The sequence below is a fragment of the Klebsiella sp. PK18 genome (assembly GCF_057784655.1).
The window spans coordinates 3,461,110-3,474,357 of sequence record NZ_CM173493.1 but is presented as its reverse complement, the minus strand read 5'-3'; the positions used below and the strand labels follow the sequence as shown (position 1 = coordinate 3,474,357).

Annotated in this window: 14 protein-coding genes; all 14 read left to right on the top strand. The window is 58.2% G+C overall.

Annotation, left to right across the window (positions count from 1 at the left end):
• The first annotated feature begins 80 nt into the window (after nucleotides 1-80).
• The 14 genes from fabF to AC3EMD_RS17005 all read left to right on the top strand — a co-directional run bounded on the left by fabF (nucleotide 81) and on the right by AC3EMD_RS17005 (nucleotide 13,074).
• Nucleotides 81-1,322, top strand: a complete 1,242-nt coding sequence (gene fabF, locus AC3EMD_RS17070; RefSeq protein WP_012542241.1) for a beta-ketoacyl-ACP synthase II — start codon at nucleotides 81-83, stop codon at nucleotides 1,320-1,322.
• A gap of 125 nt (nucleotides 1,323-1,447) precedes the next feature.
• A complete protein-coding gene (gene pabC, locus AC3EMD_RS17065; protein ID WP_012542240.1) occupies nucleotides 1,448-2,257 on the top strand; it encodes an aminodeoxychorismate lyase in 810 nt (269 codons plus the stop codon).
• 1 nt (nucleotide 2,258) lies between these two features.
• Nucleotides 2,259-3,281, top strand: a complete 1,023-nt coding sequence (gene yceG, locus AC3EMD_RS17060; protein ID WP_302073610.1) for a cell division protein YceG — start codon at nucleotides 2,259-2,261, stop codon at nucleotides 3,279-3,281.
• The gene (tmk, locus tag AC3EMD_RS17055; RefSeq protein WP_008805990.1) at nucleotides 3,271-3,912 is read left to right on the top strand and encodes a dTMP kinase; all 642 of its coding nucleotides are present in this window, start codon (nucleotides 3,271-3,273) and stop codon (nucleotides 3,910-3,912) included. Before yceG ends, tmk begins: the two co-directional genes overlap by 11 nt.
• Entirely contained in the window at nucleotides 3,909-4,913 is a 1,005-nt protein-coding gene (gene holB, locus AC3EMD_RS17050; RefSeq protein ID WP_012968571.1) for a DNA polymerase III subunit delta', read from the top strand. Before tmk ends, holB begins: the two co-directional genes overlap by 4 nt.
• 10 nt (nucleotides 4,914-4,923) lie before the next feature.
• A complete protein-coding gene (locus AC3EMD_RS17045; RefSeq protein ID WP_008805992.1) occupies nucleotides 4,924-5,718 on the top strand; it encodes a metal-dependent hydrolase in 795 nt (264 codons plus the stop codon).
• Between the two features lie 296 nt (nucleotides 5,719-6,014).
• A complete protein-coding gene (gene ptsG / locus AC3EMD_RS17040; RefSeq protein ID WP_008805993.1) occupies nucleotides 6,015-7,448 on the top strand; it encodes a PTS glucose transporter subunit IIBC in 1,434 nt (477 codons plus the stop codon).
• Nucleotides 7,449-7,709: 261 nt separating this feature from the next.
• Nucleotides 7,710-8,066, top strand: a complete 357-nt coding sequence (gene hinT / locus AC3EMD_RS17035) for a purine nucleoside phosphoramidase (RefSeq protein WP_004204571.1) — start codon at nucleotides 7,710-7,712, stop codon at nucleotides 8,064-8,066.
• A gap of 4 nt (nucleotides 8,067-8,070) precedes the next feature.
• Nucleotides 8,071-8,445 carry a YcfL family putative periplasmic lipoprotein gene (locus AC3EMD_RS17030; protein ID WP_002900683.1) on the top strand — a complete coding sequence of 125 codons (375 nt, stop codon included), beginning with the start codon at nucleotides 8,071-8,073 and terminating at the stop codon, nucleotides 8,443-8,445.
• Between the two features lie 21 nt (nucleotides 8,446-8,466).
• A complete protein-coding gene (lpoB, locus tag AC3EMD_RS17025) occupies nucleotides 8,467-9,105 on the top strand; it encodes a penicillin-binding protein activator LpoB (protein WP_162493324.1) in 639 nt (212 codons plus the stop codon).
• The gene (gene thiK / locus AC3EMD_RS17020) at nucleotides 9,086-9,913 is read left to right on the top strand and encodes a thiamine kinase (protein WP_064180333.1); all 828 of its coding nucleotides are present in this window, start codon (nucleotides 9,086-9,088) and stop codon (nucleotides 9,911-9,913) included. Before lpoB ends, thiK begins: the two co-directional genes overlap by 20 nt.
• 23 nt (nucleotides 9,914-9,936) lie before the next feature.
• Nucleotides 9,937-10,947, top strand: a complete 1,011-nt coding sequence (nagZ, locus tag AC3EMD_RS17015; protein ID WP_162494430.1) for a beta-N-acetylhexosaminidase — start codon at nucleotides 9,937-9,939, stop codon at nucleotides 10,945-10,947.
• A gap of 35 nt (nucleotides 10,948-10,982) precedes the next feature.
• Nucleotides 10,983-11,525, top strand: a complete 543-nt coding sequence (ycfP, locus tag AC3EMD_RS17010) for an alpha/beta hydrolase YcfP (protein ID WP_002900775.1) — start codon at nucleotides 10,983-10,985, stop codon at nucleotides 11,523-11,525.
• Between the two features lie 244 nt (nucleotides 11,526-11,769).
• On the top strand, nucleotides 11,770-13,074 hold the full coding sequence (locus AC3EMD_RS17005; protein WP_008805997.1) for an NAD(P)/FAD-dependent oxidoreductase: 1,305 nt from the start codon (nucleotides 11,770-11,772) through the stop codon (nucleotides 13,072-13,074).
• Nucleotides 13,075-13,248: the final 174 nt, after the last annotated feature.

Below are 13,248 nucleotides of genomic sequence, written 5' to 3'. Positions count from 1 at the left end.
TCCAGGCGGTCATTCGACCGCCTGAGTTTTATCTTTTTATTGTCCCACAAGAATCTATTTTCCCTCCCTGGAGGACAAACGTGTCTAAGCGTCGTGTAGTTGTGACCGGACTGGGCATGTTGTCTCCTGTCGGCAATACCGTAGAGTCTACCTGGAAAGCTCTCCTTGCCGGTCAGAGTGGCATCAGCCTGATCGACCATTTCGATACTAGCGCCTATGCAACGAAATTTGCTGGCTTAGTAAAGGATTTTAACTGTGATGACATTATCTCGCGCAAAGAACAGCGCAAGATGGATGCCTTCATTCAATATGGAATTGTCGCTGGCGTTCAGGCCATGCAGGATTCTGGCCTTGAAGTGACGGAAGAGAATGCAACCCGTATTGGCGCCGCTATCGGCTCCGGTATTGGCGGTCTCGGCTTGATCGAAGAAAACCACAGTTCGCTGGTTAACGGCGGACCGCGTAAGATCAGCCCATTCTTCGTTCCTTCCACAATTGTTAACATGGTGGCCGGGCATCTGACCATCATGTTTGGTCTGCGTGGGCCAAGCATCTCTATCGCGACCGCATGTACTTCAGGCGTGCACAACATCGGCCAGGCCGCGCGCATCATCGCCTATGGCGATGCCGATGCGATGGTGGCAGGCGGTGCGGAAAAAGCCAGTACCCCGCTTGGCGTGGGCGGCTTCGGCGCGGCGCGTGCGCTCTCCACGCGCAATGACAACCCGCAGGCGGCGAGCCGTCCGTGGGATAAAGATCGCGACGGCTTCGTGCTGGGCGACGGCGCGGGTATGGTGGTGCTGGAAGAGTACGAGCATGCTAAAAAACGCGGTGCCAAAATCTACGCCGAGATCGTTGGCTTCGGCATGAGCAGCGATGCTTACCACATGACGTCACCGCCGGAAGATGGTGCGGGCGCCGCGCTGGCGATGGTGAATGCCATTCGCGATGCGGGCATCGAACCGGGCCAGATTGGCTACGTCAACGCCCACGGCACCTCGACGCCGGCTGGCGATAAAGCAGAAGCGCAGGCCGTTAAGTCAGTCTTCGGTGATGCGGCGAGCCGCGTCATGGTGAGCTCCACCAAATCCATGACCGGGCACCTGCTGGGCGCGGCAGGGGCCGTAGAGTCGATCTACTCTATCCTGGCGCTGCGCGACCAGGCGGTTCCGCCGACGATCAACCTCGATAACCCGGATGAGGGCTGCGACCTCGATTTCGTGCCACACGAAGCGCGTCAGGTTTCCGGTATGGAGTACACCCTGTGCAACTCCTTCGGTTTTGGCGGCACTAACGGTTCGCTGATCTTCAAAAAAGTGTGACAGGGCTTGCCCCGGTACTGCTTTAACAAAAGGCCCGTTCGTCGGGCCTTTTTTATTCGGCTTTCTCCGCTTGTCCTCTGCTCCGTGTCCTGAGACACTCACCGACCAGTGAAAAGGAGTCCTTTATGTTCTTGATAAATGGCGTTGAACAGGACACGCTGGCGGCGAACGATCGCGCCGCCCAGTTTGGCGACGGCTGTTTTACCACCGCCCGCATCCAGCAGGGGCAGGTTGCGCTACTGGACGCCCATCTGCAGCGTTTGCAGACAACCTGTGAAAAATTACAAATACCATTTCACGACTGGCTGACGCTGAGCGAAGAGATGCAGCGTCTGGCGCGGCCGCACGCGCAGGGCGTGTTGAAGGTGATCCTCACCCGCGGCGTTGGGGGAAGGGGATACAGTACGGCGGGCTGCGTGTCGCCCACCCGCATTCTCAGTGTCTCTCCATTCCCGGCGCATTATGCGCGCTGGCGGGAGGAGGGCATTACCCTGACCCAGAGCCCGGTGCCCCTGGGGCGCAACCCGTGGCTTGCCGGACTGAAGCATCTTAATCGCCTTGAGCAGGTACTGATCCGCTCTCATCTTGAGCAGACGGACGCCGATGAGGCGCTGGTCCTTGACAGTGACGGGTGGCTTACGGAATGCTGTGCCGCGAATTTATTCTGGCGTCAGGGACGGGATGTATTTACTCCGCGGCTCGATTACGCCGGGGTCAACGGCATTATGCGGCAGCGCTGTATCGCACAGCTGGCACCATCGGCGTTTCGCGTTGTCGAAGTGACAGCGCGTCCTGAGGTATTGCGTGAAGCCGATGAAGTGCTGATCTGCAATGCGCTGATGCCGCTGGTGCCGGTTCGTCGCTGGGAGGAGACCGTCTGGTCCTCGCGCGAGCTTTACCATTTTTTAGCCCCTTTGTGTGAGCTGTCTGGTTAGTATGAAGAAAATGTTACGTTTTATTCTGCTGTTAGTGGTGGTGCTGGGCATCGCCGCGGCGGCAGGCATGTGGAAAGTACGCCAGCTGGCGGACAGCAAGCTGCTGATTAAAGAAGAGACCATCTTCACCCTGGAGCCCGGTACCGGCCGTCTGGCGCTGGGCCAGGATCTTTATCGCGAGAAGGTGATCAACCGCCCGCGCGTTTTCCAGTGGCTGCTGCGGGTGGAACCTGAGCTGTCTCACTTCAAAGCCGGGACCTATCGCTTCACGCCGCAGATGACGGTGCGCGAGATGCTGCAGCTGCTGGCCAGCGGTAAAGAGGCGCAGTTTCCGCTGCGCTTTGTCGAAGGTATGCGCGTTAGCGACTACCTGCGCCAGCTGCGCGATGCCCCGTACGTGAAGCACACTCTCGATGATGATAGCTATGCGACGGTGGCTAAGGCGTTAGGTCTTGAGCATGCCGACTGGGTGGAGGGCTGGTTCTGGCCGGATACCTGGATGTACACCGCCAATACCAGCGATATCGCCATCCTCAAGCGCGCGCATCAGAAAATGGTCGCCGAAGTGGCGAAGATCTGGGAAGGACGGATGGACAATCTGCCCTATGCCGATCAGAACCAGCTGTTGACCATGGCCTCGATTATTGAGAAAGAGACCGCGGTGGCGGGAGAGCGCGACCGCGTCGCGTCGGTATTTATCAATCGCCTGCGCATCGGTATGCGCTTACAGACCGATCCGACCGTGATCTACGGGATGGGCGAGGGGTATACTGGTAAGTTAACGCGTAAGGATCTCGAGACGCCGACCGCATACAACACTTATACCATCAGCGGCCTGCCGCCTGGTCCTATCGCAGTGCCGGGCGAGGCGTCGCTGAAGGCGGCCGCCCATCCGGCGAAAACGTCATACCTCTATTTTGTCGCCGACGGGAAAGGGGGCCATACGTTTACCACAAACCTGGTCAGTCATAACCGTGCGGTGCAGGACTATCTGAAAGTACTTAAGGAAAAAAATGCGCAGTAACTATATCGTCATCGAGGGGCTGGAGGGCGCCGGGAAGACCACCGCACGTCAGCTGGTGGTGGAGACGCTGCAGTCGGCAGGTATTCACGATATGGTGTTTACCCGCGAGCCGGGGGGCACTGTCCTTGCCGAAAAACTGCGTAGCCTGGTGCTGGATATCCAGTCCACGGGTGATGAGGTCATTAATGATAAAGCGGAAGTGCTGATGTTTTACGCGGCGCGCGTCCAGCTGGTGGAGACCGTGATTAAGCCCGCGCTGGCCCGCGGCCAGTGGGTGATCGGCGATCGTCACGATCTGTCGACTCAGGCTTATCAGGGCGGCGGCCGGGGAATCGACCGTACGATGCTGGCGACGCTGCGCGACGCGGTACTCGGCGATTTCCGCCCCAATCTGACGCTGTACCTCGACGTCACGCCGGAAGTGGGGCTGCAGCGCGCCCGGGCCCGCGGCGAACTGGATCGCATTGAGCAGGAGTCCATGAACTTCTTCAATCGCACCCGCGCGCGCTACCTTGAGCTGGCCGCTGCAGACCCGTCGATCCGTACGGTTGACGCGACCCAGCCGCTCGACGCCGTCGCTCGCGACATACGCGCCACAATCGCCCAGTGGATGGCGGAGCAACCGGCATGAAATGGTATCCGTGGCTGCGCCCGTCGTTCGAGCAACTGGTCGGAAGCTATCAGGCCGGACGAGGCCACCACGCCTTGCTGTTACAGTCTCTGAGCGGGATGGGCGGTGAGGCGTTGATTTACGCGCTGTGCCGCTTCCTGATGTGCCGCCAGCCCGAAGGACATAAAAGCTGCGGCCGCTGCCATAGTTGCCAGCTGATGCAGGCCGGCACACATCCCGATTACTATCCGCTGATCCCCGAAAAGGGCAAGAGTGCGCTGGGCATTGATGCGGTGCGCGATGTCAATGAAAAGCTCTATGAGCGCGCGCGCCTCGGTGGGGCGAAAGTGGTGTGGATTAGCGATGCCGCTTTGCTGACCGATGCCGCCGCCAACGCGTTGCTGAAAACGCTGGAGGAGCCGCCGGAGAATACCTGGTTCTTCCTCGCCTGCCAGGAGCCGGCGCGTCTGCTGACGACTCTGCGCAGCCGTTGTCGCCTGCACCACCTGGCGCCGCCGTCGGAGTCTTATGCCCTGGCCTGGCTGGAGCGAGAGGTGAACCTGCCGCAGGAGTCACTGTTGACCGCGTTGCGTCTGTGCGCCAGCGCGCCGGCCGCGGCGCTCGAACTATTACAGGAACCGCAGTGGACGGCGCGGCAGCAGCTGTGTCAGGCCCTGGCGGCCACTCTGGCGAGCGGTGACTGGCTGGCGTTGCTGCCGATACTCAATCATGAACAGGCGGCGGTTCGCCTGCACTGGCTGGCATCGCTGCTGGTCGATGCGCAAAAACGACAGCAGGGGATTGCCCTGGTGAGTAACCCGGACGTCTGGCCGCTGCTGGAGCAGCTGGCGCACAGCCTGCCCGCCGCCCGGCTGCAGGCGATCGCCCATGACGTCTGTACCTGCCGTGAGCAATTGCTGAACGTCGTCGGCGTCAACCGCGAACTGCTGCTCACCGAGCGCCTGCTGCGCTGGGAACATTACCTGCAACCCGGGACGGTTTTACCCGTATCCCACCTCTGAGTGAGACATTATGTTTTTAGTCGACTCCCACTGCCATCTTGATGGTCTGGATTATCAAACTCTGCACAAAAACGTCGACGACGTGCTGGCAAAAGCGGCCGCGCGCGATGTGAAATTCTGCCTGGCGGTCGCCACGACCTTGCCCGGCTACCGCAGTATGCGTGAGCTGGTGGGGACGCGTGACAACGTCGTCTTCTCCTGCGGCGTGCATCCGTTAAACCAGGACGAAGCCTACGAGGTGGAGACCCTGCGCACGCTGGCGGCGGAAGAGGGCGTTGTGGCGATGGGGGAGACCGGTCTGGATTATTTTTATACCCCGGAAACCAAAGCCCAGCAGCAAACCTCGTTTCGCGACCACATACGCATTGGCCGCGAGCTGAATAAGCCGGTGATCGTCCACACCCGCGACGCGCGCGCCGATACCCTGGCCATTTTACGCGAAGAAAAGGTGACGGATTGCGGTGGCGTACTACACTGTTTCACTGAGGACAGGGAGACAGCGGGTAAATTGCTCGACATGGGGTTCTATATCTCGTTTTCCGGTATCGTCACTTTTCGTAACGCCGAGCAGCTGCGCGATGCGGCGCGCTATGTTCCGCTGGATCGCCTGCTGGTGGAGACCGATTCGCCGTACCTGGCGCCAGTCCCCCATCGCGGCAAAGAGAACCAGCCGGCGCTGGTCCGTGACGTTGCGGAATACATGGCGGTACTGAAAGGCGTGTCGCTGGAGCAACTGGCCCAGCAGACCACCGATAATTTTGCCACTCTGTTCCATATTGACCCCGCCCGCTTACAACCTGCTTGATCTGCTTATTATTTTAAGGCTCGTAATTAATAACCAAAGCGAGTAAAGTTCACCGCCACAAAAGTGGCGGTGAAGGTTTTTTGGCAACATCTGGATACAACTTATGTAAGCTGATGTAAATTTTTACCGTAAGGCTGATTGAAACGTGATAGCCGTCAAACAATCATCCCGTTAATTATTTTACTCTGTGTAATAAATAAAGGGCGCTTAGATGTCCTGTCCACGGCACGGTTCTCCCCCCGGGCCAATGCGTGAAAACGTAAAAAAGTACCAAATACTCAGGAGCACTCTCAATTATGTTTAAGAATGCATTTGCTAACCTGCAGAAGGTCGGTAAATCGCTGATGCTGCCGGTATCCGTACTGCCTATCGCAGGTATCCTGCTGGGCGTCGGTTCCGCAAACTTCAGCTGGCTGCCAGCCGTGGTCTCCCACGTTATGGCAGAAGCAGGCGGTTCAGTTTTCGCCAACATGCCGCTGATCTTCGCTATCGGTGTGGCCCTCGGCTTCACCAATAACGACGGTGTATCCGCACTGGCTGCAGTCGTGGCTTACGGCATCATGGTGAAAACCATGGCGGTGGTTGCGCCGCTGGTGCTGCATTTACCTGCTGAAGAGATTGCGGCAAAACACCTGGCTGATACCGGCGTGCTTGGCGGTATTATCTCCGGTGCTATCGCCGCGTACATGTTCAACCGCTTCTATCGTATCAAGCTGCCAGAATACCTGGGCTTCTTTGCGGGCAAGCGCTTTGTACCGATTATCTCTGGTCTGGCCGCTATCTTCACCGGCGTGATCCTCTCCTTCATTTGGCCGCCGATCGGTTCCGCGATCCAGACCTTCTCCCAGTGGGCTGCTTATCAGAACCCGGTGGTAGCGTTTGGTATCTACGGTTTCATCGAGCGTTGCCTGGTGCCGTTTGGTCTGCACCACATCTGGAACGTTCCTTTCCAGATGCAGATCGGCGAATACACCAACGCGGCTGGTCAGGTGTTCCACGGCGATATCCCGCGCTACATGGCAGGCGACCCGACCGCGGGCAAACTGTCTGGCGGCTTCCTGTTCAAAATGTACGGTCTGCCGGCAGCGGCAATCGCGATTTGGCACTCTGCTAAACCGGAAAACCGCGCCAAAGTGGGCGGTATCATGATCTCCGCCGCGCTGACCTCGTTCCTGACCGGTATCACCGAGCCGATCGAGTTCTCCTTCATGTTCGTGGCGCCGATCCTGTACGTTATCCATGCCATTCTGGCGGGTCTGGCGTTCCCGATCTGTATCCTGCTGGGTATGCGTGACGGTACCTCGTTCTCTCACGGCCTGATCGACTTTATCGTCCTGTCCGGTAACAGCAGCAAGCTGTGGCTGTTCCCGATTGTCGGTATCTGCTATGCGATCGTGTACTACGTCATTTTCCGCGTGCTGATTAAAGCCCTGGATCTGAAAACACCGGGTCGTGAAGATACCACCGAAGAGAGCAAAGCTGGCGCAACCAGCGAGATGGCTCCGGCTCTGATCGCCGCTTTCGGCGGTAAAGAGAACATCACCAACCTCGACGCATGTATTACTCGTCTGCGTGTTAGCGTGGCGGATGTAGCGAAAGTTGACCAGGCTGGCCTGAAAAAACTGGGCGCCGCTGGCGTGGTAGTGGCAGGTTCTGGCGTACAGGCCATCTTCGGTACCAAGTCCGATAACCTGAAAACTGAAATGGATGAGTACATCCGTAACAGTTAAGACGTAGTATCGGGGAGACTAAGGCAGCCTATTGGCTGCCTTTTTTACGTTACGAGGTGAGGTTTTCTGAGGCGATAACCCTGAAGAGTATCCGGCAAATGCTTAATCCCTCAGCAGCTAAGTCTATAGTTGAATAAGAAAAACTGCTTTCAGGTTGAAAGAGAGGGAGGATGTCGCTCATACTCTTATCTGAACCTGTGCGTCCGCGTTTATCTGCAGAAGCAGGCCAGCGTATGGGATAAAACTAATAAGGAATCAGTCATGGCAGAAGAAACGATTTTCAGCAAAATCATTCGCCGGGAGATCCCGTCGGATATTGTCTATCAGGATGAGCTTGTGACCGCTTTTCGCGACATCTCCCCGCAGGCACCCACCCACATTCTGATTGTCCCGAATGTTCTGATTCCTACCGTGAATGACGTCACCACCGAACATGAGCTGGCGCTGGGCCGGATGATGACCGTCGCGGCGAAGATCGCCCGCGATGAAGGTCTTGCCGACGATGGCTACCGTTTGATCGTTAATTGCAACCGCCACGGCGGCCAGGAAGTTTACCATATCCACATGCATCTGCTGGGCGGTCGTCCGCTGGGCCCGATGCTGGCGCATAAAGGCTAACGCCATGCTCAGGACCCTTTTGGGCGCTTGCCTGGCGGCGGGACTGCTGGCCGGGTGTAGTTCACATCCGGAGATCCCGGTTTCTGACCAGCAGGCGCTGGTGATGGAGTCGAGCGTGCTGGCGGCCGGGATCAGCGCCAGCGAGCCTGCCGTGGTGGCGACGGAGATTCAGGCTACCGCCTCCTCAACGCTGTATAACGAGCGCCAGCAGCCGGTCACCGTGCACTATCGTTTTTTCTGGTATGACGCCCGAGGGCTGGAGATGCATCCGCTGGACGCGCCGCGCACCATCGTGGTTCCGGCACGCTCTTCGGTGACATTGTATGGTAGCGCCAATATCCTGGGGGCGCATAAGGCCCGCCTTTATCTTTATCTGTAAGGGGTAATTATAATGATGAAAATGTGTCGCTATGCGTTAATCACAGCACTGGCGATATTCCTCGCAGGCTGTGCGGGGTTACGTGAGCAGCCTGCGCCGGTCGAAGAGGCCAAACCGCAGCCGCAGCAGCCTGCGCAGCCGCAGCCCACGGTGCCGACGGTACCGGCGGTTCCTGCCGTACCGTCGCAGCCGGGGCCCATTGAGCATCAGGATCAGCAGTCTGGTCAGCCGGCGCCGCGCGTGCGTCATTATGACTGGAACGGCGCGGTCCAGCCGCTGGTGGGGCAGATGCTGCAGGCCAGCGGCGTCAATGCGGGCAGTATTCTGCTGGTTGACAGCGTGAACAACCGCACCAATGGTACGCTGAATGCGGGAGAAGCCACTACCGCGCTGCGTAATGCACTGGCCGGCAACGGCAAGTTTACGCTGGTCTCGGCGCAGCAGCTGGGGGTCGCCAAACAGCAGCTGGGCCTGTCGCCGCAGGACAGCCTCGGCAGCCGCAGCAAAGCCATGGGTATCGCCCGCAACGTGGGCGCGCAGTATGTGCTTTACTCCAATGCCACCGGCAACGTCAACGCGCCTGAACTGAAGATGCAGTTGATGCTGGTGCAAACCGGCGAGATTATCTGGTCAGGTAAAGGTGCTGTTCAGCAACAATAAGCTGACGCGCGATGAGCTCTTGTCGCGCTTCTTCCCCCGCTATCATCCTGTCGCCTCGCTGAGCCAGAATGGCCTCAGCGGCGGCAGTGTGATTATCAGCGACGGCGACCAGCGGCACGTGCTACGTCAGCCGCACGACCCATCAGCCGCTTCCTGTTATTTCCGCCGTCAGTATCGCGCGCTCCGCCAACTGCCTGCCAGGCTGGCGCCAGCCCCGCTGTTTTACTCACCCTGCTTGATGGTGGTGGAATATTGCGCAGGGGAGGTGAAAAGCGAGTTACCGGCCTGCCCTATGCTGTCAGACTTATTGTATGACGTGCATCAGCAACCGCGATTCGGCTGGCGTGTTACCCTCGCACCGCTGCTGGCCCAGTACTGGCAGACGTGCGATCCGGCACGGCGCACGCCACGCTGGCTGCGCTGGCATCAGCGGCTGCGCCGCCGGGGCGAGCCCCGTCCTCTGCGGCTGGCGCCGCTGCATATGGACGTCCATGCCGGCAATATTATCCACAGCGAGTCCGGCCTGAGGCTGATCGACTGGGAATATGCCGGCGATGGCGATATCGCGCTGGAGCTGGCCGCGGTGTGGATTTCCCCTCACCAGCGCCGCCAGCTGGTGGCGGCGTATGCCCGGCGGGCGGCCATCGACGCGCAGCAGCTTTGGCGGCAGGTTGTACTTTGGCGCCCGTGGGTATTGCTGCTGATGGCGGGATGGTATGAAATGCGCTGGCAGCAGAGCGGCGATCGGCAATTTATCACGCTGGCAGATGAAATATGGTGTCAGTTAGACAACGAACGTAAAGGATAAGAGAGGTCAGTGTGGGCCCAGTCATGTTGGATGTCGAAGGGTATGAACTGGATGCGGAAGAGCGAGAGATTCTGGCGCATCCGCTGGTGGGAGGGTTGATCCTCTTTACCCGTAATTATCACGATCCGGCGCAGCTGCGGGAGCTGGTGCGCCAGATCCGCGATGCCTCCCGGAACCATCTGGTGGTGGCGGTCGATCAGGAAGGGGGACGCGTTCAGCGTTTCCGCGAAGGCTTTACCCGTTTACCGGCGGCCCAGTCTTTCGCCGCGCTGCTGGGGATGGAAGAGGGGGGCAAACTGGCCGCCGAGGCCGGCTGGCTGATGGCCAGCGAAATGATCGCCATGGATATCGATATCAGCTTTGCGCCTGTGCTGGACGTCGGCCATATCAGCGCCGCGATCGGCGAACGTTCTTATCATGAAGATCCGCAGAAAGCGCTGACGATGGCGCGTCACTTTATTGACGGGATGCACGCCGCGGGTATGAAAACCACCGGTAAACACTTCCCGGGGCACGGGGCGGTGACTGCCGATTCGCACAAAGAGACCCCGTTCGATCCGCGGCCGGCATCGGTGATTCGCGACCACGATATGGCGGTATTCAAAAGCCTCATCGCCGAACAGCGTCTGGATGCCATCATGCCCGCGCATGTGATTTACCCGGAGCTCGACCCGCGTCCGGCCAGCGGTTCAGCGTACTGGCTGAAAACGGTGCTGCGCGGCGAGCTGGGCTTCGACGGGGTGATTTTCTCCGACGATCTGTCGATGGAAGGGGCGGCGATCATGGGCAGCTATGCCGAACGCGGTCAGGCGTCGCTTGACGCCGGTTGCGATATGATACTGGTCTGCAATAATCGTAAAGGCGCGGTCAGTGTGCTGGATAACCTGTCGCCGATCAAAGCAGAGCGTGTTACGAAATTGTATCATAAAGGTTCCTTTTCCCGTCAGGAGTTAAGGGATTCAGCCCGTTGGAAAACGGTGAGTGCCCAGCTGGAGCAGCTTCATGCGCGCTGGCAAGAGGCGAAGTCCGCGTAACGCTCTGTGGGGCGTTGTTGTCTGGTGAGGATGCGATGATTATCTATTTACACGGTTTTGACTCGAACAGCCCCGGTAACCATGAGAAGGTGATGCAGCTGCAGTTTATCGACCCGGACGTGCGGTTGATTAGCTACAGCACGCGCCACCCCAAGCACGACATGCAGCATCTGCTGAAAGAGGTCGATAAAATGCTGCAGCTTACCGCTGATGACCGGCCGCTGATCTGTGGCGTCGGCCTTGGCGGCTACTGGGCGGAGCGGATTGGTTTTCTGTGCGATATCCGCCAGGCGGTGTTCAATCCAAACCTGTTTCCGCATGAAAACATGGAAGGCAAAATCGACCGCCCGGAAGAGTATGCTGACATCGCCACCAAGTGTGTGACCAACTTCCGTGAGAAGAATCGCGATCGCTGCCTGGTGGTGCTCTCCCGGCAGGACGAAGCGCTGGACAGCCAGCGTTCCGCCGATCTCCTGCACCACTATTATGAAATTATCTGGGATGAAGAGCAGACCCATAAATTTAAAAACATCTCGCCGCACCTGCAGCGACTGAAAGCGTTTAAAACCCTCGGTTAAGCCTTTTCCCCTGTCGCCAAACCCGCGCCGTGTTCACCGCGCGGGTTTTTTTATGCCTACACTTATTGGTTTCGCTGAAAAAATACGCGACAAAACTTGATGCATATCAATTTTGGTATGACCAATGCACCGTTCATGGTATTCTCGACGGTGCTGAATGGTTTCATTGACGTAACTTGTTGTTAAATAAAGGCTATTATCATAACTTTTATTTAACAATTGGTTAATAATTTTAGGGGTACACATGACTACGCCATTGAAAAAAATCGTAATTGTGGGTGGCGGCGCTGGCGGACTGGAACTGGCAACTCAGCTGGGGAAAAAGTTAGGGCGCCATAAAAAAGCGAAAATCACCCTGGTGGACCGTAACCACAGCCATCTGTGGAAGCCGCTGCTGCATGAAGTGGCCACCGGTTCTCTGGATGAAGGTGTCGATGCGCTGAGCTATCTGGCCCATGCCCGCAACCACGGTTTCCAGTTCCAGCTGGGTTCGGTGGTGGATATCAACCGCGAAGGGAAGACCATCACCCTCGGCGAGCTGCGTAATGAAAAAGGCGAGCTGCTGGTGGCTGAGCGTAAACTGCCGTACGACACGCTGGTGATGGCGTTGGGCAGTACCTCGAATGACTTCAACACCCCTGGCGTGAAAGAGAACTGCATTTTCCTCGACAACCCGCATCAGGCGCGTCGTTTCCATCAGGAAATGCTCAACCTGTTCCTCAAATACTCCGCCAACCTGGGTGCCAACGGTAAAGTGAACATCGCCATTGTCGGCGGCGGCGCCACCGGCGTGGAACTCTCCGCTGAACTGCATAATGCGGTGAAACAGCTGCACAGCTACGGCTACAAAGGGCTGACTAACGAAGCGCTGAACGTCACGCTGGTCGAGGCGGGCGAGCGTATTCTGCCCGCACTGCCGCCGCGCATTTCCGGGGCGGCGCATAATGAGCTGACCAAGCTGGGCGTACGGGTGCTGACGCAGACCATGGTCACCAGCGCGGATGCAGGCGGTCTGCACACCAAAGATGGCGAATATATTGAAGCGGATCTGATGGTCTGGGCGGCCGGGATCAAAGCGCCAGATTTCATGAAAGAGATCGGCGGCCTCGAAACCAACCGTATCAATCAGCTGGTGGTCGAGCCGACGCTGCAGACCACCCGGGATGCGGATATTTTCGCCATCGGCGACTGCGCCTCCTGTGCGCGTCCGGAAGGCGGCTTTGTCCCTCCGCGGGCCCAGGCGGCGCACCAGATGGCTACCTGCGCGCTGAACAACATCCTGGCGCAGATGAAAGGCAAACCGCTGAAGGCGTACACCTATAAAGACCATGGCTCGCTGGTGTCACTGTCCAATTACTCCACCGTCGGCAGCCTGATGGGTAACCTGATGCGCGGCTCGATGATGGTGGAAGGGCGTATTGCGCGCTTCGTGTACATCTCCCTGTACCGTATGCACCAGATCGCCCTGCACGGCTATTTCAAAACCGGCCTGATGATGCTGGTCGGGCGTATCAACCGCATCATTCGCCCGCGTCTTAAGCTGCACTAATACGCTGTCTTTACCCGGAGCCGCCCTGACGGCGCTCCGGGCTCTTCTGCTGAAACCGCGGCGATCCCGCTCGGAATCCTCTGAATCCCCTTGATTTGCTGCGAATTCTCGCACTTTTCATCCGCTATCTGATTTGCGCCCTCCCGGCTCCGGTTGCAAAATTGTATCAACAGC